The sequence below is a fragment of the Thermodesulfovibrio sp. 3907-1M genome (assembly GCF_040450955.1).
Classification (GTDB): Bacteria; Nitrospirota; Thermodesulfovibrionia; order Thermodesulfovibrionales; family Thermodesulfovibrionaceae; genus Thermodesulfovibrio; species Thermodesulfovibrio autotrophicus.
Genome location: NZ_CP144373.1, coordinates 1,060,775 through 1,083,292, shown reverse-complemented (window position 1 = coordinate 1,083,292; position 22,518 = coordinate 1,060,775). Strand labels below are relative to the sequence as shown.

Genomic DNA, 22,518 nt, shown 5'->3' with positions numbered 1-22,518 from the left:
TCTGGAGGGTGATATGGATAAAAAAACTCTCATTGAGTGGGATAAAAAATACATATGGCATCCTTTTACACAGATGAAGCAATGGCTTACTGAAGAGCCAGCAATATTTATTGAAGGCAGAGACTGCTTCTTAAAGGATATTGATGGAAAGTGGTATCTTGATGGAGTATCATCTCTCTGGGTAAACATTCACGGGCATAGAAGAGCTGAAATTGACGAGGCAGTCAAAGCACAGATTGACAAACTCGCGCACTCCACACTGCTTGGTGCATGTAATGAGCCAAGTATAGTGCTTGCAAAAAATCTTGCTGAAATGCTAAGCAACAGCCTTCCATGGGGTGAACCTCTTACAAAGATATTTTACTCTGACAATGGCTCAACAGCCGTTGAGATTGCTTTGAAAATTGCCTATCAATACTGGATTAATCAGGGCATAAAGAAAAAAAATACGTTTGTAAGTCTCAAGGAAGGCTATCATGGAGATACGATAGGAGCGGTAAGCGTTGGAGGAGTTGAGCTTTTTCATGAGGTTTACAAACCCTTGCTAAGCAAATCAATTCAAGCACCTTCACCTTACTGCTATCGCTGTGAATTAAAGTTAAACTTTCCATCCTGTGGAGTTGCTTGTCTTAGTGAAATGGAAAAAATAATAAGACAAAATCATGAAAGAGTTGTGGCTGTAATAGTTGAACCTCTTGTTCAGTGTGCTGGAGGCATAATTGTATGGCCCCCGGGATATTTAAAAGGGCTCAGAGAGCTCTGCAATAAATATGAAGTTCTTTTAATTGCCGATGAAGTAGCAACAGGCTTTGGAAGAACAGGCAGGATGTTTGCCTGTGAACATGAAGAGGTAACTCCTGATATAGTATGCCTTAGCAAAGGAATAACAAATGGTTACATGCCTCTGGCAGTTACTGCAGTAAACGAAAAAATCTTTAACGCTTTTTTAGGTGAAATTGAAGAAAGAAAAACATTTTATCACGGGCATTCCTATACAGGAAATCCCTTAGCCTGTGCAGCAGCCATTGCAAGTCTTGAGATATTCAAAAAAGACAGAACATTGGAGAATCTTCCACCGAAAATTGAATTACTGAAAAATAAGCTTTTAGAGATAGCAGAGCTTTCCCATGTAGGAGATGTAAGACAAAAAGGAATGATTGCAGGGATAGAACTTGTAAGGGATAAAAAAACAAGAGAGCCTTTTTCATGGAAAGAGCAGACTGGCTGGAAAGTGGTCAAATTAGCAAGAAAATACGGAGTGTGGCTCAGACCTCTTGGTGATGTTATAGTAATCATGCCTCCACTTGTTATTTCAGAGGAAAATCTTGAAAGGTTGCTTGAGGTAGTCAAAGATTGTATAATAAGGATTAGTTCAGATTAAGGAGGTTAAAAATGGGAAGATTATTTTTAGCAATACTTATAGTTTTTGCTATTGGATGTACACAGCAGGTAAAAACAGATATTGCGGGAGTTGGAGAGACTGTTCCTACGGCTCCATCAGCAATTGCATGGGATGGTAAAAATATTATAATTGCAAAGGAAGGCATAATTGTTTTTTTAGAAAACATAGATACAGCTACTGCCGGCTCTTTCATAGGATATGAGGGTCACTATTTTCTAAATAACTACCCAATAACAATAACATCAAAGGAAAATCCACCATATATAACAGGACTTGCATGGCAGAAAAGAGCAGATACCGGCTTCATATGGGCAGCAGATGCAGCGAATAAAAGACTTATTAAACTGACTCCCCAGGGAGAAACAGTTAAGATGATTCAATTAAACAAAATCTATCCTGAAGACATGACATTTGATGGACAATTTCTCTGGATTGCTGACCCTAAAAGAGGAAAGATATTTAAAATAACTACAGAAGATGGCTCAGTAATTGAAGAATATCTCTCACCTGTTAGCTATCCTACTGCTTTAGCATGGGATGGAAAATATTTGATAGTCGCTGGAATTATAAATCCTGCTCTTCCATCTGATTCATCGGATAATGTAAAAATCGTAAGATTAGATACTATAACTGGAAGAGTCATTGAAGACATAACAAATTCTCGTTATGTTTCTTCTCCTTCAGCAATGGTATGGATTGATGGAAAACTATGGATATGTGATAAAAACTCCGGTTATATTGTAAAAATTAGTGATTGGGGTAGCCCTTCAGCAGATGAAAAAAATTATAAACTGGCAACAACTCCCTCTATAATGAAAACAATTGAAACAAAAGAGGAGAAAAAAGAAACTGGAAAAGAGATAGAGGAGGCAAAAAAAGCTGCTCAGGAAGCAAGAAAGGCTGCAGAAGAGGCAAAACAGGCTGCAGAGGCAGCTAAAAAGGCTTTTGAATTACAGCAGAAAAAATAATGTTTTCTATTGGTAACATTGAAATAAAAAGAGACGAACTGTTTGTCATAGCAGGTCCCTGTGTTATAGAGACTGAAGAAATATTATTTAAAACTGCTGAGAAACTAAAGGAAATTACTCAAAGCTTGAAGATTCCGTTAATATTTAAATCTTCCTATGATAAAGCCAATCGGTCATCAATAAAGTCTTACAGAGGTCCTGGTATAAGAAAGGGGCTTGAAATATTAAAGAAAGTGAAAGAAGAATTTGATCTACCAATTCTGAGCGATGCTCATTCAGTGGAAGAGATAAAAATCGTTAAAGATGTCCTTGACGTTATTCAGATTCCTGCCTTTTTATGCAGACAGACAGACATGATTCTGCAGGCAGGAAAAACTGGAAAACCTATAAATGTAAAAAAAGGACAGTTTCTTGCTCCATGGGATGTGAAAAATATAATTGAAAAGATTGAATCTACGGGGAACAAAAAAATAATCATTACAGAAAGAGGGACAAGTTTTGGCTATAATAATCTAATCGTTGATTTCCGCAGTTTTCCAATAATTCGCTCAATGGGTGTGCCTGTGGTTTTTGATGCAACGCATTCAGTTCAGCTCCCAGGGGGGGCTGGAACATGCTCATCAGGGCAGAGAGAGTTTATTCCTTATCTTTCTCGGGCAGCTGTTGCCTGTGGAGTTGACGGATTGTTCTTTGAAGTCCATCCAGAGCCTGACAGAGCTTTATGCGATGGTCCGAACATGCTTCCTCTTAGAGATTTCAATGAGCTTCTCAAAACCCTCATTGAAATTCATAACACAGTAAAAAAGTTTTAAAAACTTGATGCCAATGGATTTATAAATCCAGGAAAGATTTTCTAAATATTCTCTGAACAATACCATCAAGTTCATCAAGGGAGTTGTAAAATATTTGTAGTTTACCTTTTTTGCCCTTGTGTAAAATTTTAACTTTATAGCCCAGTTCTGAAGTAAGTTTATCCTCAAGTTCTGCTATTTCTGGAACAATCTTTCTTGGAGGCTTTTGTTTATCTATTTTTTTTACAAGCTCTTCAGTCTGCCTTACTGACAATGACTTTTTTATAACCATATTTGTGATTTGTATCTGTTTCTGAGAGTCTTCAACTGAAAGAATTGCCTTTGCATGCCCCATTGTTATTGTTCCATTTTTAAGATGCTGTCTTACTTCATCAGGAAGTCTTAGAATTCTCAAATAATTTGCAATTGTTGCTCTGTCTTTTCCAACTCTTTTTGAAAGCTCTTCCTGCGTAATGTTAAACTCTTTAAGAAGCCTTTCAAAAGCAGAAGCTGTTTCAACAGGATCAAGGTCTTCTCTCTGAATATTTTCAATTAATGCAATTTCCACAGCTTCCGAAGGAGAAACATCTTTTATAACAGCTGGAATTTTTTCAACTCCTGCAATTTTTGCTGCTCTCCATCTCCTTTCTCCAGCAATTATTCTGAAAGTTCCATCACCAACACGGGATACAACAATGGGTTGAATAATTCCCTTTTCCTTGATAGATTGAGCAAGTTCCTTTAAGGATTCCTCATTAAAATCTGTTCTTGGTTGAGCTTCACCTGGTATTATTCGTTCTATTTCAATCTCAAGAAGTGTTTCTTCTTTTTTTGGAATTAAAGCATCAAGTCCCTTACCGAGCGCTTTCTTCATTTAAAAACTCCATGGCAAAACTTATATAACTCTGTGAACCCTTTGATTTTATATCATAAAAAACAGCAGGCTTTCCATGACTTGGAGCCTCTGCCAGCGTAACATTTCTTGGTATCATTGTATTATAAACTTTTTTACCAAAAAAACGCCTTACTTCTTCAGCCACCTGTCTTGAAAGAGTATTTCTTACATCAAACATGGTAAGCAAAATCCCTTCAATTTTAAGCTCAGGATTTAGTTTGCCTTTCACAAGTTCCACTGTCCTCATAAGCAATCCTAATCCTTCAAGAGCATAATACTCACATTGCACAGGAATTAAAAGTGAGTTAGCTGCCACAAGGCAGTTAAGCGTCAATAATCCCAGTGATGGAGGTGCATCAATAAAAATATAGTCAAAATCTGAAGTTATTGAAGCTAAGGCATTTTTTAATATAAACTCTCTATTGGATTTCTGAACAAGCTCTACTTCAACTCCCACAAGGTCTATTGTTGATGGAATTATCCAGAGATTTTCAAAGGCTGTACTGATTTTTACAGTTTCAGCAGAATGTGAATTAATATATAAGTCATAAAGGCTAAAGTTAAGTTTCTGCCTGTCTATTCCTGCACCTGTGGTTAAATTTCCCTGAGGGTCTGAATCTACTAAAAGAACTTTTTTGCCCTCAATACTGAGACAGGCACCCAGATTTAAAGCTGTAGTGGTCTTTCCAACCCCACCCTTCTGATTTGCTATTGCTATTATTTTACCCACATTTTATTTTAACATTTGCCCTGCTTCTTTCATAAAATCTATCCATATTGGAAGGGCTGCTTTTGCCCCTGCTTCTTTTGGTCCAATTGGCTTGTGATTGTCCCTTCCTACCCATACGCCAACCAGTAAATTATCATCAAATCCAACAAACCATGCATCGGAAAAATCATTGGTTGTCCCGGTTTTTCCATAAACTTCTCTTCCAATCTCCTTTGCTCTCTGAGCAGTTCCTGAAAGAACAACTTCTCTCAATAGCTCTCTCATCTGCTCTACTATTTCCTCTGGCAGTATTGTTTCTATCTCTGGTTTATTTTCTTCAATTGTGACACCATTATGGTCAGTGATTTTTTCATAAAAAATTGGCTTTATTTTTTTACCTGTGGCAAAAACTGAATAGGCTGCTGTAAGTTCTATGGGTTTAACATCAGAGGCACCAAGGGCAGTAGATAGATAGGGATGAATTTTTGTTGTTAAACCACACTCCTGGGCAAATTCAACAACTTTTTTAATACCCACCTGAGAGGCTAATCTAACAGTGGCTGAATTTAAGGAAAGAGCAATTGCTTTACGAAGTGTAACCTCACCATAATATTCGTTATTGTAGTTTCTTGGACTCCAGCTTTTTCCCTGAACTGCTCCTGGAAAGCTCACGGGAGTATCAAGAATTGTGTCATCAGGACTCCACCCTTCCATAAGAGCTGTAGCATAAACAAAGGGTTTAAAAGCACTTCCAGGCTGTCGCACAGAAAATACTCTGTTGTACTGGGTCTCCCAGAAATCATTTCCTCCTACCAGAGCTCTTACATAACCTGTTTTAAGGTCAAGGGCAATCAATGCTGCCTGCACAGAAGGTTTAACTCTTTTATGAATTTCCGTTAATCCCTTTTTTACAGCTTCTTCTGCCTTTTTCTGTAGAGCATAATCAATGGTTGAATATATTCTTAAGCCATCTTTATAAAGTCTCTCTCCATACTTTGCCTCAAGCTCCTGCCTTAAAGTTTCAACAAAGTAAGGAGCTTCAAATCGCCTCCAGTGAGGATGTTCTGGAAGAGGTTCTTTCAATGCTTCATTGTACTGCTCTTTAGAGATAAATCCTTCTTGCAGCATTTTCTGTAAAACAATGTTTCTTCTTTTTAATGCTACTTCAGGCTTTCTAAAAGGATTAAAGGCTGAAGGAGCCTTGGGCAAAGAAGCAAGTAATGCAATCTCAGCAGTATTTAAATCTTTATATGACTTTCCAAAATAAGCCTCTGCTGCAGCTGCTATCCCATAGGCTCTATTTCCAAAATAAGCTTGATTTAAGTAGAGTCCAAGTATTTCATCCTTTGTGTATTTTTTCTCAATCTGTATTGAAAGTATTGCCTCCTTTAACTTTCTTGTAATGCTTTTTTCTGGTTTTAAAAACAGCATCTTTGCAAGTTGCTGTGTGATTGTGCTTCCTCCTTCAACAATCCCACCAGCTTTAATATCTCTGTAAAGAGCACGCATTATCCCAATAACATCAACTCCAGGGTGCTTATAAAATCTTACATCCTCTGCAGCAACAAAGGCTTTTTTTATCAGATCAGGGATTTCATAATGGGGAACGAACTTTCTTCTCTCATAGAAAAACTCTGTAAGAACCTGACCATCAGAGGAATAAACAATAGATGCTTCCAGAGGTCTATAACCCTCTAAGGCTTTTACATCTGGCAAATCTGAAAAAAGCCAGTATATATAGCCTGCAAATGCACCAATGAGAAAAAGAAAGAAAAAAATGGCAGTATACAATATTTTTGCTTTCATTGCTCAATAATTAATTCTTCCTCATAAACTTTTCCATCTTTTATCTTAAAACATTTTGCTTCAAAGATAAGATTATCCCCATAAGGATTAAGAGCAATTATCACATGGTAAACATCATAAAAAGACAGCTCTATATCTTTGCTGGACGGATAGGCAGAGCCAAAGGGATGACTATGAAATATAGCGATCATATCAAGTCCTTTACTTTTCATATCCTTCATTGCCTTTAGCTGCTCTTCTGGCTCCATAAAGTAGCTCACAGAAGAAGCTTCTGTATTTTTTATTTTATAAATTTCTGTTGCCATGTCATTTTTCCCTCCAATAATTCCACAGGCTTCATAGGGAAAACAGGACTTACAGTGCTGTATCATCTCATCAAAGACTTGTTTTTTGATTTTCATTTACAGATTCTGCAGGATGGATTTTTTGAAAATTTTACATCCCTGAAGACTCCATTCAGGGCATTATAAATAATCATCCTGCCATGCAAAAGCTCTCCAAAACCAATCAAGATTTTTATTGCTTCTACAGCCTGAATTGAACCAATTACTCCTGCTACTGGCGCTAAAATTCCTCTGGAGGTTTTTTCATCCTCTGCCTCTTCAAATATGCAATTATAGCATGGTCCATAAGGAGGAATTATATCAAAAACCTGCCCTTCAAACTCTGATACTGCACCAATTACAAGGGGTTTGCTCATTTTAAAACAGGCATCATTAAGTATTTTTCTTGTCTTAAAATTATCAGGACAAGCAACAACAACATCATAAGATTTTATATAATCCAGAGCATTCTTTTTGTAAATCTCATCTGGATAAGGAAGAATCTCAATCTCGCTGTTAATTTTTCTAAGAGTTATCATCGCTGAGATCACCTTTGGCATGCCAATATGTTCTTCATTGTGAAGAATCTGACGCTGAAGATTGCTCAGCTGCACTGTGTCAGGATCAATAATTCCAATATAACCGATGCCAGAGCATGCAAGCCAGTAAGCTACCACACTTCCAAGTCCACCTGCACCGATTATTAAAACCTTTGATTCTCTAAGTTTTCTCTGTCCTTCAACTCCAATTTGAGGAAGTATAATCTGGCGGTCATATCTTAATAAATTTAGTCTGCTGAGTATTTGCTCCCCTGAGCTTAGCCTGGCAGTGACCACTAAGCTTCTTCTCCCTCAACCCTTATGAATACGCTTTTGTCAGAAACAACTGGTAATTTATCAATTTTTTCCAGTGCTTGAAGAACATCTTTTTCTCTGGCTTTATGCGTCAAAATCACAAGAGGAACAGCACCCTGTGCTCTTCCTTTCTGAATAACAGAGGCAATGCTTATGTTGTGCTCTCCAAAAACCCCTGAAATCTTTGAAAGAACTCCAGGACGATCCAGCGCAGTAAACCTGAAATAATACATGCTTTCTATTTCTTCCATTGGCTTAATGCTGTATTTTTCTGAAAAATCAAGAGGCATTGTATTAACACCCTTTGCTATATCCACAATATCTGCCACAACAGCACTTCCTGTGGGCATGCTTCCTGCACCTCTTCCATAATAAAGAGTTGAGCCTACACTGTCTCCTTCTACATATATGGCATTGAAAACACCATCAACCTTGGAAATCAAATAATGCTCCGGCACCATTGTGGGATGCACCCTTAGCTCAATTTCTCCATTAAGAATTTTCGCTATCGCAAGAAGTTTGATTTTATATCCGAATTCCCTTGCAAAGGCTATATCCTGTGCAGTTATCTTTGTAATACCTTCACAATATACCCTGTCAAAGCTAAAAGGAATTCCATAGGCTAATGAAGCAAGTATGGTTATTTTATGGGCAGAGTCAATTCCTTCAATATCAAGGGTGGGGTCTGCCTCAGCAAACCCGAGAGTTTGTGCCTGTCTTAAGGCATCCTGAAAATCAATCCCTTCATCAGTCATCTTTGTAAGAATAAAATTGGTAGTTCCATTAATTATTCCATAAATGGCAAGCATCTTGTTTGCCACAAGTCCTTCCTTCATCACCTTTATAATTGGAATTCCTCCTCCAACAGAGGCTTCAAAACCAATTTTTAATCCTCTTTCAAAAGCTTCTCTGAATATCTCATTTCCATGTTCTGCTAATAAAGCCTTATTTGCTGTTACCACATGTTTTCCATTTTTTAAAGCTTCCATAATAAATTCCTTTGCTACAGTAGTGCCACCTACAAGTTCAACAACTATATCAATTTCAGGATCCCTTATGATTTCACCTGCATCTGTAGTCAAAAGCTCCTTTGGTAGAGATATCTCTCTTGGTTTTTCAATATTCTTATCAGCAACTTTTTTTAAAACCAGATCTATACCTGTCCTTTTTTTAATTAAATCTCTTTTATTGAGAAGTATTTTTACTGTTCCTGTGCCAACAGTGCCAAAACCAATAATCCCAACTTTAACCTGTTTCATTCTGCCTCCTTATCCAACTTTTCTAATTTTCTTTATTTGAGGCATAAGATTTAATGCTCTTTTAATACCCTTGCAAGCCTGCCTTATTCTGTGTTCATTCTCAACAAGAGCAAATCGGACAAAACCTTCGCCTCCTTCACCAAAACCTATGCCTGGAGATACTGCAACCTTTGCCTCATTTATTAAAAATTTGGCAAACTCTAAAGAACCCATTTTCTTAAAAGGCTCTGGAATCTCAGCCCATACGAACATTGTTGCCTTTGGAGGTTCAACTTTCCAGCCTGCTTGATTCAATCCTCTTATGAGAACATTTCTTCTTCTCTCATAGGTCTTTCTTATCTCCTCCACACAGTCCTGAGGTCCCCTTAATGCCACAATTGAAGCAATCTGAATTGGCTGGAACATTCCATAATCAAGATAGCTCTTTATCTTGGTAAGTGCTCCAACAATCTCTTTATTACCAACACAGAATCCCACTCTCCAGCCAGCCATTGAATAACTTTTAGTCATAGAGAAAAACTCTACTCCCACATCCTTTGCACCAGGAACTTGAAGAAAGCTTGGAGCTTTGTAATCATCAAAAACCAGGTCAGCATAGGCAAAATCGTGTATAACCATAATGTTGTTTTCTTTAGCAAAATCAACAACTTTTCTGAAAAACTCGAGGTTTTCCACCACTGCTGTTGTTGGGTTGTGGGGAAAATTAATTATCAAAATCTTCGGTCTGGGCCAGGAATTTTTATAGGCTCTTTCAAGCTCTTCAAAAAAATCCATGCATGGGCAAACGCTAAAGGTTCTTACATCTCCACCTGCAATAATTGCACCGTATGGATGAATTGGATAGGCAGGAGAAGGAGTAAGCACCACATCACCCGGTTGAACTGCTGCTAAAAGTAAGTGGCTTAAGCCCTCTTTTGAGCCAATTGTAACAACTGCTTCTGTCTCAGGGTCTATATCCACATCAAACCTTCTTTTATACCACTCTGAGATAGCACATCTGAGCTGTGTAATGCCTCTTGATGCTGAATATCTATGATTTTTTGGAAGTTTTGCTGCTTCACAAAGCTTTTCAACAATATGCCTGGGAGTTGGCAAATCAGGATTTCCCATCCCAAGGTCTATAATATCTTCACCTTTTCTTCTTAACTCGGTTTTTAACTGATTTACAACTGCAAATACATAGGGAGGCAGTCTTTTAATTCTTGGAAAATCAAACATTTTTATCCCTCCGTTTTTTATTTAATAATTTGCATTTTTTATTATTTCTGTCAATACCTCTTTTGTGTAAACATCATTCATCTGCCATACTTCAGCAATGTTATAAGCATTTTCAACAATTTTTGAAATATGAGACTCCTCTATCCCTGCATCCTTTAAGCTCACAGGTGCACCGATTTTTTTAAACCATGCCTTAAGCTCTGAAACTCCTTCATCAGCTGTTTCTTTATTAAATATCTCTCTGGCAAATCTCTCAAACTGTGCAGGATTTTTATCTTTGTACCATTTCATCCATGCTGGAATGACAATGCTCAGGCAAGCACCATGGGCAAGGTCATAAATACCACCCAATGCATGGGCAATCATGTGGTTTGGAAAGCTTCCTCCTTTTATTCCTAATTTTGCAAGACCATTTAAAGCAAGAGTTGCAGCCCACATAAACTCTGCACGGGCATTGTAATTGTAAGGCTCTTTAAGAATGCTCTCTGTAGTATCCATGACTGTTTTAATTAATCCTTCAATAAATCTATTTTGAATCATCGGACAGTAAGAACCACTGAAATAGTACTCTATTACATGGGCAATAGCATCTACTGCTGCATATGCCTGATATGTGGCAGAAACACTGAAAGTTAATTCAGGGTTGAGAATTGAAACCCTGGGATATATGTACCTTGATGAGATTGAGAGTTTCTCCTTAGTTTCTTCATTGGTGATTACAGCATTTTCATTCATTTCTGTTCCTGTTGCAGCAAGAGTCAAAATTGTGTAAACAGGTAGTGCTCCTTTTATCTCATCCTGCCTTTTAAAAAATCTCCACACATCCTTTTTGCTTTTTGCTCCTACTGCAATTGTTTTACCTTCGTCAATAACAGAACCTCCACCAACTGCAAGTATGGCATCTACTTTTTCTGCTTTAGCTTTTTCAATTCCCTCTCTTGTATGACTGAGCACAGGATTTGGCTTTACTCCACTGTGTTCAACAAATTCAATCCCGTTGTCCTTCAATGCCTTGACAACCCTTTCATAAAGCCCAATTTTCTTAATCGATTCCTTCCCATAAACAAAGACGACCTTTTTAATTCTGTCTTTCTTAAGAATTTCACCGATTTTATTCTCCGTTGCTCTGCCAAACAGTATCCTTGTAGAATTAAAAAACTCAAAGTTTTCCATATCTACCCTCCTTTACTGCCTTATAGGCTTCATAAGCTCGTGTAGAACTCCTTATCAATGGAGCACTTAAAACAACTTTTATACCTTCTTTTAGAGCAAAATTAGCAATCTCATCAAATACTTCCATTCTTTTATATTCTACTACAGGTAAAGCTTTTTTTGAAGGTTGAAGATACTGCCCAACTGTAATAATGTCACAACCAGCATTGTTTAAATCTTTTATTGTCTGAAATATTTCTTCCATGCTTTCGCCAACTCCAACCATGAATCCTGATTTTGTAATTATCTTTGAATTCAGCGTTTTTACCACTTCCAGAATTTTTAATGAACGGTTGTAATTACCCTGTCTTACCTTGCCATAAAGGGACGGCACTGTTTCAATGTTATGGGCAAAAACTACAATATCAGAACTTAAAACTTTTCTTATGGAATTTATATTCCCCTGAAAGTCGGGAACAAGAACTTCTATCAGAACATGAGGATTGATTTTTTTAATTTCCGCCACGGTTACTGCAAAATGACTTGCTCCACCATCTTTAAGATCATCTCTTGTTGGTGAAGTTATGACAGCATATTTTATTCCCAATTCTTTAACTGCCTGAGAAACCCTGAAAGGTTCTTCAGGGTCAATTTTTTCAGGAATTCCTTTCTCTGCATTACAGAATTTACATCCTCTTGTGCAAACATCACCAAGAATCATAAAAGTAACAATTGAGTCTTTATAACAAATACTTCTGTTTGGACATCTCAATGTTTCACAGACAGTGTTTAATCTGCGATTTTTTAAAAAGTTTTGTGTTTTTTTGATTTCTTTAAGCTGGGTTTTAACCCATTCTGGAAGAGGCATAGGGAAAGTGTATGGAAGGGACCCTGTCTGGGGGTCCCTTGGGTTGTCAGATTTTTTCTACATTAACTGCTTTAGGTCCACGATCTCCTTCAACAACATCAAATCTCACTCTGTCACCCTGTTTCAGGGTCTTAAATCCATCACCCTTAATTGAGGTGTAATGGACAAAGACATCCTGTCCGCCATCCTGCTGAATGAACCCGAATCCCTTTGACTCGTTAAACCACTTAACACGTCCTTCAAAAGCCATACTTCTTAAAACCTCCTTTTAATCTCCCCACCAATGGCAGGTACTAAAGGCTTGCAAAATGCAAAGCTAATCTTTTATAACATGCTCTATTATAAAAAGTAAAGAAAAATTTTTACATCTGAACTTGCCAATGGAATAACAGAAGGGATTGTCATACCGAGCTCTTTTATTGTCATTCCGAGGGTCTCTCTTCCTGTCATCCAGAACTTCTCTTTTTGTCATTCCGAGGGTAGCATTTCACCCGAGGAATCTCTGAGTCTTTCAATGCCGAAAAAAACAAAGGAGATTCCTCGCTAACGCTCGGAATGACAAAGTATGAGCAGGCTCGGAATGACCCTTCTTTTCTGTCATTGCGAGCCCGACGGAGTCGGGCGTGGCAATCTCTATTACAAGGAGGAGATTCCTCGCTTGCGCTCGGAATGACAAAGGAAAAGCCTCGGAATGACAAAGGAAAAGGCTCGGAATGACAAAGGAAAAAGGCTCGGAATGACAAATTGAAGGCTCGGAAATACTGGTAAATGGCTCAGAATAAAAAATAAAAGAGAAAAAAGTTCGGAAGCACAAAGTGGGAATTTAATGGATAGAACATTTATAAATAAAAAATGCCTGGCAGCGACCTACTTTCCCATGACCTCGCGGTCATAGTATCATCGGCCCTGGAGGGCTTAACTTCCGTGTTCGGAATGGGAACGGGTGTTTCCCCTCCGGTATAGCCACCAGACAATTTTTATAATAGCACAGAGTTTATAAAAAATGCAAGCTAAAATTTACCTAAAAACTTTCTCGGTTTTCCAGCACCCTGAGGTGGACCTACAAGTCCGTCTTCTTCAAGTAAATCCATTATTCTTGCAGCCCGATTATAGCCTATTTTGAATTTTCGCTGAATAAGAGAGATTGAAATCTCTCCAGACTGACGAGCGTATTCAATAACTTCCTGATAAAGTTCATCCCTTTCTGCTCCATTTGTTTTACCATTATCCTTCTTATCCTGAGGAAGTTGAATTGATTCAAAAAGGGAGTAATCCGGACTACCCTGACTGCGAAGATATTCAGTCACTGATTTTACTTCCTCCTCACTTACATAGGCACCGTGAACCCTGATTATCTTCACACCTGAAACCATAAAAAGCATGTCACCCATTCCAAGAAGCTTCTCTGCGCCCTGCGTATCAAGTATTGTTCTGGAATCAACCCTGGATGTAACCTGAAAAGCAATTCTTGCAGGAAAGTTTGCTTTTATGATGCCAGTTATTACATCCACGCTGGGCCTCTGGGTTGCCACAACAAGATGAATTCCTGATGCTCTTGCCATCTGGGCAATACGGGTCACAGCCTGTTCAACCTCTGTTGGTGCTGTAAACATAAGGTCTGCAAACTCATCAATGAATACAACAATATAAGGAACTTTTTCATCAACGGACACTGAGTTGTTAAAGCTTTCTATATTTCTGAATCCCCTTGATGCAAAGAGTTTGTATCTACGCTCCATTTCAACAATAACCTTCTTTAATGCCTCTGATGCTTCCTTAGGGTCTGTTATAACAGGTGACATCAGATGGGGAATGTTTTCATAGGTTGAAAGCTCAAGAAGTTTTGGATCAATGAGTAAAAGTCTTACATCTTGAGGTGTTGCCTTCATTAGAAGGCTTAAAATCATCGTATTCAGGCATACACTTTTACCAGAACCAGTTGCACCAGCAACGAGAAGATGGGGCATCCTTGCAAGGTCAGTTATAACAGGGACTCCATATATGTCTTTTCCAAGAGCAAGGGTTAGATAAGATGAGGACTGCTGAAACTTTTCCGAAGCAATAATCTCACCCAATCTTACAATCTGCCTTTTCCTATTAGGAACTTCAATGCCTATGGCTGACCTTCCAGGAATTGGATATATTCTTATACTTTGAGCTTTAAGGGAAAGAGCAAGTTCGTCACTAAGGGTAATTATCCTGCTTAGCTTTATTCCACTTGCTGGCTCAAACTCATACATTGTTACAACAGGACCTGGATGAACTTCTTTTATTGTGCCATGAATGCCGAATTCTGCAAATCTTGCCTCAATGCTCTGGGCAGATGCTATTATTTCATCCTTTGAAACAGTTTCCTCTGTTTTTTCAATCTTAAGTAAAGAAAGTGGTGGAATAAGAAAGCCCTGTGTGGTTTTTGAAACTTTAACAGAAGTTTTAACTGGTTCTTCTGGTTTTGATACAGTGAGCACCTTTATTTCCCTCTGAACAGTAGATTCTTCATCAGTTTCTGTCTTTTTTCTTGTTATTATCTCAGGTTTAATTAAAATAACTGAGGCTATTAAAACAGACATCCATAAAATATAAGTTCCTGTAACTGATAAAAATTTTTCACTTCCTTGAAAAGCTATCCATGAGAATCCTTCAGGAAGTTTTTTATAAACTTCAATGAATTTTCTTAAAGGTTCAAGCATAATAGATAATGAAAAAAGAAGAATCAGAAAATAAGGCATTTTCTTCATGGAAAATGTTTTTCCCATGAACATTCTTATTCCAAACAAAGCAAGCAAAAGAGGAATTAAAAAACTTCCCGTTCCAAATATGCTGAGTAAAAAGTCAGACAAATAAGAGCCCACTACTCCTCCATAGTTTGTAGAACCTGACTTTGTATAGGTTAATAAAGAGGGGTCAAGAAAATTATAACTAATAAGGCTGACAAAAATATAAACTGCAGAAGCTATGAATAAAACTCCTTTAAGTATGTCTGAAGCTCCTGAACTGTGAGAAAATGTTGTATTTGCTTCGGTTTTCACAACTGAAGAATTTTTCTTTGGTTTTCTATATACTGGTTTAACCCGCATTAGCTTCTAAGAAAATATAACAGAAAAATGACTCCTGCTAAAAGCCATCTGTAGTAGACAAAAAGATTCAGAGGATATTTTTTCAGAAAGCCAAGTAAAAACTTTATTGCTAAAATACCTGTGATTGCTGCTGAGGAAACTGCCACAATGAAAATGGAATAATCATGAGAGTAGCCCATTTTTAATGATTTATGAAAATCAAGGAATGCAGCACCTGCAATTGCAGGAGTTGACAGCAAAAAGGAAAACTTTGCAGCATAATCTCTCTTCAAGCCTCTGAATAAACCTGCAGTAATTGTAATTCCTGAGCGGGAAACTCCGGGAATCAAAGCTATTGCCTGAGCTCCACCAATAAACAATGCATCGGAAAGTGTTACAGAGTCTCGCTTCCTTTTTCCTGCTTTTTCTGCATAAAGCATTAAAAATCCTACGGCTACAAGGGTAAAAACAATAATTAAAGGATTTCTCAAAGAACTCTCTATCAAATCATGAAAAGCAACACCTACCAGCCCAGCAGGAATTGTTCCCACTATGAGATAAAAAAGCATTTTCCTATCCCTGAAAAATATATCAATCCAGTCTTTCCAGAAGCAGAAAAGAAGCGAGATTAAAGTACCCACATGAACAGCTATGTCAAAGCTTAGAGAGTTCAATTCACCCTTCCATCCAAAAATCCATGGCGTAATAACGAGATGGGCAGTGCTGCTTACAGGTAAAAACTCTGTAATTCCCTGAATAACTCCAAGAATAACAGCTTTAATGATTTCCTCCACCTTTTCCTCCTAACTTTATTCTTTATTCAATGATATTTTAAATCTTTCTCCTTCTCAATCTAAGCGAATTACTTACCACCGAGACTGAGCTTAAGGACATTGCCAGAGAAGCAAGCATTGGATTAAGAAGTGGTCCGCCAAATAAATATAAGACTCCTGCTGCTACCGGAATGCCAATCACATTGTAAATGAATGCCCAAAAGAGGTTTTCTTTGATTGTTTTAAGAGTGAGTTTGCTCAGTTTTATCAGAGATGGCACCCCTTTTAATCCACCTCTCATAAGTGTTACATCCGCTGTATGTACTGCTATATCTGTTCCGCCTCCCATTGCAATACCTATATTTGCCTCAGCAAGAGCTGGAGCATCATTTATTCCATCTCCTATCATTCCAACGATTTTTCTTTCTTCAACTCTGTACTTCCTTACGATTTTTGCCTTTTCATCTGGAAGCAAACCTGCAAAGTAATGGTCTATTTCCAACTTTTCAGAAATTGCACGGGCTGTCAGTGGATTATCTCCTGTAAGAATGACTATTTCAATGCCCATTTTTTTAAGTTCCTTTATTGTTTCAGGAGTCTCTTCTCTTACGGGATCAGTGATATAAAAAACTGCCTGCACCTTACCATCAACTGAGGCATAAACAGTAGTAGCTGTATCAGGAGATGTTTCTGGCAGAGGGATCTTATTCTTTTCTATTAACTTGCCACTTCCAATTAAAACATTCCTTTCCATGCCCTTTGAATCCCTTACCTTTGCACTAACTCCTCCACCTGCAACTACCTGAAACTCTACTGGCTCTTCTAAATTAACTCCTTGTCTCATACAGTGTCTTAAAATGGCTCTGGCAAGAGGATGTTCAGAGTATTTTTCAGCACTGCCAACAACTCTTAAGACTTCATTTTCAGGCATATCAAAGTATTGAACCCTGTTAACTTCAGGTTTTCCCTGAGTGAGTGTGCCTGTTTTATCGGTAAATAGAATCTGTATCTTGTTTACCTCTTCAAGTTTTTCAACATTTCTCATAAGTATTCCCATTGATGCTGCCATACCTGTTGAAACCATTATTGCAGTTGGTGTTGCAAGTCCAAGTGCGCAGGGACAGGCAATTATAAGCACAGCTATGGCATTACTTAAAGCCATTGAAGTATCTTTGCCAAAAATCATCCACAATGCAAAAGTTATGATTGCCACTGATAAAACAGCCGGAACAAATATTGCTGATATTTTATCTGCAAGCCTCTGAACAGGAGGCTTCCCTGTCTGTGCTTCCTGTATGAGTTTAATTATCTGGCTGAGCAAAGACTCTTTCCCCACTGCCTTTGCTTCAACTTTTATTACCCCGGAAAGAACTATTGTGCCACCTATTACTTTATCTCCAGCATTTTTATCCACCGGGATTGGCTCTCCTGTTATCATTGATTCATCTATGGAACATGAACCCGCCGTAATAACTCCATCAACAGGAATTTTTTCTGATTGTCTGACCACTACCAGGTCACCAATCTTTACTTCCTCAATCGGTATTTCCGTCTCTTTACCATCCCTTAATACCAGTGCAGTCTTTGGTTGCATCTGAATGAGTTTTTGAATGGCATCAGATGTTTTTGTTTTTGCCCTTTCTTCAAGGGTTCTTCCAAAAAGTATGAGAGTTATTATCACAGCAGAGGTTTCAAAGTAAAGATGCGCAACCTCATGCCCGAAAACTAACATTGCAAGGCTATAAAAGTAGGCAGCATTTGTTCCAAGACTTACGAGGCTATTCATGTTTGCTGTGCCGTGTCTAAGGGCAGTGAATGCAAGCCTGTGAAATCTCCATCCAGTAATGAATTGAACAGGAGTAGTTAGAACAAGCTGAACAAAGCCCTCCCGTAAAACGGGTATATGAAACATGCTTCCAAGAAAAACAGGCAATGCAAAGATAAAGCTTATCAAAAAGTCTCTTTTTAGTCTTTCAAACTCTTTCTTCTTTTCTTCAAAGGCGGATACTGTATCAGCATATTTTTTTGCCTTTATGCCAAGGGATTTTACGATGGATAAAATCTTTTCCTCATCAACGATTGTGGGAATATATGATAAAACAGCATTTTTACTTACCACATCTGTTTTTACATCCACCATTCCTTCAATCTGAGACAGTTTCTCTTCAATCAGTCTTGCAGTGTCACTGTCAAGCTCTGTTATCTGTAAATAAAGACTACTCTGTCCTATATCATATCCAGTTGCTCTTACAATGCTGATTAATCTGTGAATGTCAACCCTATCAGTTGCTTCAATCTTTGCTTTTTCAGTAAGAAGATTTACCTCTGCGCTGATGACTCCTTCTACTTTGCTTAATGCTCTGCTTACAGCCTGAGCACAGGCAGCGCATGTCATTCCCTTGATTGGTATTTCAACTGTTTTATTCATAAAGTTTCTCTCTGTTTTAGAACCTCAAAAGCAAATAAGCCTACTGCAACAGAAACATTTAATGAATTTATCTTACCTTTCATTGGAATTTTTAACACTTCGTCACACAGAGAAAGCACTGTCTGTCTTATTCCTTTTCCTTCAGAACCCACCACTAAAGCCATTGGCTGAGTAAAATCGCTCTTCCAATAAAGCTTTTCTGCCTTTGCCTCAGCACCGTAGATTTTAATGTTATGCTCCTTTAAAGCCCTTATCGCATATTTAATGTTGTTGATTTCCACAAGATTGACATGCCAGAGAGCTCCGGCTGAGGCTTTCCATGCAGAGGGAACCAATCCAGCAGAGCGTCTTTGCTGATAAATTATTGCGTGAACGCCTGCTGCATCGGCAACTCTTGAGATAGTTCCAAAATTCTGGGGATCTTCAATTAAATCAATAATCAAGAAAAAGGCAGGCTCATTTTTATGTAATGGAATATTTAAAGCCTCATCAAGCGTTATTGTTTTCTTTGGTTTTATCTTTGCAACTACTCCCTGGTGTACCCCCTGTGAAATTCTCTCAATAAATGCTTCATCAACTATTTTCACAGAAATTAAATTTTTCTCAGCAAGCTCAATTAGTTCTTTAAGCTTTGAAACTCTTTTTTTTGCTATATAAATCTCTTTTAGAGCCTGTGGAACTTTTAAAGCCTCAAGGACAGGATTTACACCATAGATATACATTAAATTTTTACTTTCCATATTGTTTTGCCAGGTTTGTCTTCAAGAATAATTCCTTTTGAAAAAAGTTCTTCCCTTATGCTGTCAGCCCTCTGCCAGTCTTTGTTTTTTCTTGCCTGAGTTCTCTCCTCTATGAGTCTATTAATCTCATCTTCTGTAATCTCAATTTTCTTAATTTTAAGCAGATCCCTGTACCACTGAATTGGCTCCCTTTGAAATAAATTTAGGACACTACCGAGCTCTCTTATGATTTTTTTTGAATTAAAAAGCAGATTTACTTCTTCTTTACCGGATGGTTTTTTATCCATGAACCGATTCAGCTCTTTAATAAATTCAAATATTACTGCCACTGCCCTTGCGGTATTGAAATCTTCATCCATTGCTTTTTCAAACTCTGATTTAAGATTTTCAAACTCTGATTGAATTCTTTTAAAATCCTGGTTGTTTTCGTCCTTAGGTGAATCCGAAGCTATCAAATCTTCAATTCTCATCATTGTGCTGTAAACTCTATCAAGGGTTGCTTCAGCCTCTTTTACATATTCATGGGCAAACTCTATGGGACTGCGGTAATGACTTGAGAGAAGAAAAAGCCTTAAAGCTTCCGCGTCATAGATTTCAAGCAAATCCCTGATATTGAGAACATTTCCAAGTGATTTTGACATCTTTTCTTTATTCATCGTTACAAAGCCATTGTGAATCCAGTATTTGGCAAATGTTTTTCCTGTAAATGCCTCAGATTGGGCAATTTCATTTTCATGGTGAGGGAATATTAAATCCACACCACCACCGTGAATATCAAGGGTTTCACCGAGATACTTTATTGACATGGCAGAGCACTCAATGTGCCAGCCAGGTCTGCCTTTACCCCAGGGCGAGTCCCACCAGGGTTCTCCAGGTTTTGATGCCTTCCATAAGGCAAAGTCAAGGGGGCTCTTTTTTCTTTCATCAACCTCCACTCTGGCACCGCTCATGAGCTCGTCAATCTTTTTCTTTGAGAGTTTTCCATAGGAAGGAAATCTCTCAACGGAAAAATAGACACTCTTTGCATCACCTTCATCTACTTGATAGGCATAACCCTTTTCAATTAGCTTTTGAATTATCTCTATCATCTCCTTTATATGTTCTGTTGCCTTTGGTTCAATATCCGCCCTTGCTATTCCTAAGCGATCCATGTCTTTGTAGTATTCTTCAGTATATTTTTCTGCAATCTCTTTCCAGCTTACACCTTCTTTATTGGCTCTGTTTATGATTTTGTCATCAATGTCAGTAAAGTTTCTCACGAACTTTACATCATACCCAAGGTATCTGAGATATCTCACAATTACATCAAAAACAACAGCACTTCTTGCATGACCAATGTGACAGAGGTCATAAACAGTAACTCCACAGGCATAGATGCCTACTTTTCTGTTATTAATAGGCTCAAACTCCTCAAGTCTTCCAGTAAGAGTGTTAAAAACTTTCATTTTATCCTCCAGACTTTATTTTAACTTAACTATTTAAATCTTTCCCAATCAGTATGGGGTAAAAAGAGTGCAGAAACATACTCATCCATGAATTTTTTAGAGCGGGAAAGATCAATGTATGTCATTTTTTGAGCAATTTCATTAGTCTCCTTCCACAACTCTTTGCTTAACAGACATAAAACAGCGCCTGTTAAGGATGTGTTACCTAAGAAAATAAATCTTTCCCCTGCAAGATTGGGGAGCATTCCGATTTTTATAGCTTTTTTTACATCAAGAAACTCTCCAAATCCTCCTGCTATGTATACCTTCTTTAATTCTTTTTCCTTTATTCCCATTTCTTCAAGAAGTGTTGAGATGCCCGCATAGATAGCAGCCTTTGCCCTGATAATGTTGTCAATGTCTGATTGAGTTATGTAACAGTCAGATGTAATAATAAATCTTGAATCATCGGATGATAGCTGACTGAAGTCAATGTGTTTGGATCTATCAGGAAGAAGTTTGCCTTTCTGGTCAATAACTCCATTACTGAAAAGCTCGGAGATAATATCTATCATTCCACTTCCGCATATTCCTTGTGGTTTTACATTGCCTATAACTTTAATCTCAAAACTATCAGTTTCTCTATGGTATTTAAAAGACTCCACAGCTCCATCAGTTGCTCTCATTCCACAGCTTATTCCACTTCCTTCAAAGCATGGTCCTGCAGAGGTTGATGCAGTCACAAGAAAATCTCTGTTTCCTATAACAATCTCACCATTTGTTCCTATGTCAATGAATAATGAGAGCTCTTCACTTTTGTAAAGTCCAGATGCCAGAACTCCTGCAACAATGTCTCCTCCCACATAACCAGCAACAGATGGGACAGTGTAAACAGGAATTTGGTCATCCAGTAAAAGCTTTGCCTCAGAAGCCCTCCATACTGGATAGTGACTTAAAACAGGAGCGTAAGGCTCCTGTCTTATATATTCTGGATTAATTCCCCAGAAAAGATGACACATTGTAGTGTTGCCAGACACAACAACACAGTAAATTTTACCTTCCCTGCGTCTTACTGAAACTATATTTATAAGAGCATTAATATCATCAACAATGCATTTTCTTAAAACATTAAGTCCATAAGGATTTTCCTCTGAAAAAACAATTCTCGTAATTACATCATCTCCATAATTAATCTGAGAGTTGTAACAGGTTGCAACATCCAGAATTTTACCTTTTTCCAGATCAATCAGCGCCATTGCCACAGTTGTGGTTCCTATATCAATGGCTATTCCATAGAGTTTTTTTGAAGGAAAATCAATAATCTCATCCTCTGATAATGCTAAGGTTATATTCCATTGATTTTGTCTTAAAAAATCAGGAAGCATTGAAGCAAGCTTTCTTGATATTGATAGACTTCTATGAGCTGCAATCTTTAAATTTTCAAAATCCGCCAGAGCCTCCTGGGGCTCTACTTTTAAATGAAGTTTTCCCACAAGGGGACTAAAAAGAGATGGCTGACTCTTAAAAATATTTTCAATAAGTTCTGCTTTTGCAAGAGCTATTCTTTCAGAGACTGTGATTAACTGAGCAGGCAATTCAATTAAAACATCGCTCTGTGGAAAGCTCTGGCACGCAAGAACAAATCCTTCAGCTTTCTCAGCTTCTGATATACCAAAAGATGAGTTAGAGGTGACATTGCCTTCTAAAACTTTAATTTTACATCTTCCGCAGCTGCCTTTACCTCCGCAGGATGCAGGAACATATATACCCTGTTTCTGTAAAATCTGTAAAAGAGTTTCTTGATTGCTCTCTGACTCCGCACGATTTATTCTTACTTTAAACATGATTTAAA

Annotated in this window: 19 protein-coding genes and 1 rRNA gene; 3 read left to right on the top strand and 17 right to left on the bottom strand. The window is 37.8% G+C overall.

What is annotated here, in order from left to right; all coding sequences use genetic code 11:
- Positions 1–13: 13 nt before the first annotated feature.
- The 3 genes from bioA to kdsA are packed head-to-tail and all read left to right on the top strand — an operon-like array spanning position 14 to position 3,182.
- On the top strand, positions 14–1,381 hold the full coding sequence (gene bioA / locus V4D30_RS05585) for an adenosylmethionine--8-amino-7-oxononanoate transaminase (RefSeq protein WP_353683335.1): 1,368 nt from the start codon (positions 14–16) through the stop codon (positions 1,379–1,381).
- An 11-nt stretch (positions 1,382–1,392) separates the two neighbouring features.
- Positions 1,393–2,370 (top strand): hypothetical protein, encoded by a 978-nt coding sequence (locus V4D30_RS05580; RefSeq protein WP_353683334.1) that lies wholly within the window; start codon positions 1,393–1,395, stop codon positions 2,368–2,370.
- Complete coding sequence (gene kdsA / locus V4D30_RS05575) at positions 2,370–3,182, top strand: 3-deoxy-8-phosphooctulonate synthase (protein ID WP_353683333.1); 813 nt, start codon at positions 2,370–2,372, stop codon at positions 3,180–3,182. The genes V4D30_RS05580 and kdsA overlap by 1 nt, the downstream gene beginning before the upstream one ends.
- 19 nt (positions 3,183–3,201) lie before the next feature.
- Here kdsA and V4D30_RS05570 read toward each other — a convergent pair whose 3' ends face one another.
- The 17 genes from V4D30_RS05570 to V4D30_RS05490 form a co-directional block, all read right to left on the bottom strand.
- Positions 3,202–4,035 carry a ParB/RepB/Spo0J family partition protein gene (locus tag V4D30_RS05570; protein ID WP_353683332.1) on the bottom strand — a complete coding sequence of 278 codons (834 nt, stop codon included), beginning with the start codon at positions 4,033–4,035 and terminating at the stop codon, positions 3,202–3,204.
- Entirely contained in the window at positions 4,016–4,786 is a 771-nt protein-coding gene (locus V4D30_RS05565) for an AAA family ATPase (RefSeq protein WP_353683331.1), read from the bottom strand. Before V4D30_RS05565 ends, V4D30_RS05570 begins: the two co-directional genes overlap by 20 nt.
- 3 nt (positions 4,787–4,789) lie before the next feature.
- Positions 4,790–6,571: a PBP1A family penicillin-binding protein gene (locus V4D30_RS05560; RefSeq protein ID WP_353683330.1), complete on the bottom strand. Its 1,782-nt coding sequence runs from the start codon at positions 6,569–6,571 to the stop codon at positions 4,790–4,792.
- A complete protein-coding gene (locus V4D30_RS05555; protein ID WP_353683329.1) occupies positions 6,568–6,972 on the bottom strand; it encodes a M67 family metallopeptidase in 405 nt (134 codons plus the stop codon). The genes V4D30_RS05560 and V4D30_RS05555 overlap by 4 nt, the downstream gene beginning before the upstream one ends.
- On the bottom strand, positions 6,969–7,730 hold the full coding sequence (locus tag V4D30_RS05550) for a HesA/MoeB/ThiF family protein (RefSeq protein WP_353683328.1): 762 nt from the start codon (positions 7,728–7,730) through the stop codon (positions 6,969–6,971). The genes V4D30_RS05555 and V4D30_RS05550 overlap by 4 nt, the downstream gene beginning before the upstream one ends.
- Positions 7,730–9,007, bottom strand: a complete 1,278-nt coding sequence (locus V4D30_RS05545; RefSeq protein WP_353683327.1) for a homoserine dehydrogenase — start codon at positions 9,005–9,007, stop codon at positions 7,730–7,732. The genes V4D30_RS05550 and V4D30_RS05545 overlap by 1 nt, the downstream gene beginning before the upstream one ends.
- A 9-nt stretch (positions 9,008–9,016) precedes the next feature.
- The gene (gene alaC, locus V4D30_RS05540; protein WP_353683326.1) at positions 9,017–10,225 is read right to left on the bottom strand and encodes an alanine transaminase; all 1,209 of its coding nucleotides are present in this window, start codon (positions 10,223–10,225) and stop codon (positions 9,017–9,019) included.
- A gap of 21 nt (positions 10,226–10,246) precedes the next feature.
- Entirely contained in the window at positions 10,247–11,398 is a 1,152-nt protein-coding gene (locus tag V4D30_RS05535) for an iron-containing alcohol dehydrogenase (protein WP_353683325.1), read from the bottom strand.
- On the bottom strand, positions 11,385–12,245 hold the full coding sequence (gene lipA / locus V4D30_RS05530; RefSeq protein ID WP_353683324.1) for a lipoyl synthase: 861 nt from the start codon (positions 12,243–12,245) through the stop codon (positions 11,385–11,387). The genes V4D30_RS05535 and lipA overlap by 14 nt, the downstream gene beginning before the upstream one ends.
- Positions 12,246–12,291: 46 nt before the next feature.
- Positions 12,292–12,495, bottom strand: coding sequence for a cold-shock protein (locus V4D30_RS05525; RefSeq protein WP_353683323.1), 204 nt, complete (start codon positions 12,493–12,495; stop codon positions 12,292–12,294).
- Positions 12,496–13,099: 604 nt separating this feature from the next.
- Positions 13,100–13,216 (bottom strand): 5S ribosomal RNA (gene rrf / locus V4D30_RS05520).
- A gap of 39 nt (positions 13,217–13,255) precedes the next feature.
- Positions 13,256–15,322: a DNA translocase FtsK gene (locus V4D30_RS05515; protein ID WP_353683322.1), complete on the bottom strand. Its 2,067-nt coding sequence runs from the start codon at positions 15,320–15,322 to the stop codon at positions 13,256–13,258.
- Complete coding sequence (locus V4D30_RS05510) at positions 15,322–16,095, bottom strand: undecaprenyl-diphosphate phosphatase (RefSeq protein WP_353683321.1); 774 nt, start codon at positions 16,093–16,095, stop codon at positions 15,322–15,324. The genes V4D30_RS05515 and V4D30_RS05510 overlap by 1 nt, the downstream gene beginning before the upstream one ends.
- Positions 16,096–16,132: 37 nt before the next feature.
- Positions 16,133–18,502 (bottom strand): heavy metal translocating P-type ATPase, encoded by a 2,370-nt coding sequence (locus V4D30_RS05505; protein ID WP_353683320.1) that lies wholly within the window; start codon positions 18,500–18,502, stop codon positions 16,133–16,135.
- Positions 18,499–19,242, bottom strand: a complete 744-nt coding sequence (gene rlmB / locus V4D30_RS05500; RefSeq protein ID WP_353683319.1) for a 23S rRNA (guanosine(2251)-2'-O)-methyltransferase RlmB — start codon at positions 19,240–19,242, stop codon at positions 18,499–18,501. The genes V4D30_RS05505 and rlmB overlap by 4 nt, the downstream gene beginning before the upstream one ends.
- Positions 19,224–20,687, bottom strand: coding sequence for a cysteine--tRNA ligase (gene cysS, locus V4D30_RS05495; RefSeq protein ID WP_353683318.1), 1,464 nt, complete (start codon positions 20,685–20,687; stop codon positions 19,224–19,226). Before cysS ends, rlmB begins: the two co-directional genes overlap by 19 nt.
- 29 nt (positions 20,688–20,716) lie before the next feature.
- Entirely contained in the window at positions 20,717–22,510 is a 1,794-nt protein-coding gene (locus V4D30_RS05490; protein WP_353683317.1) for an ASKHA domain-containing protein, read from the bottom strand.
- Between the last annotated feature and the right edge of the window lie 8 nt (positions 22,511–22,518).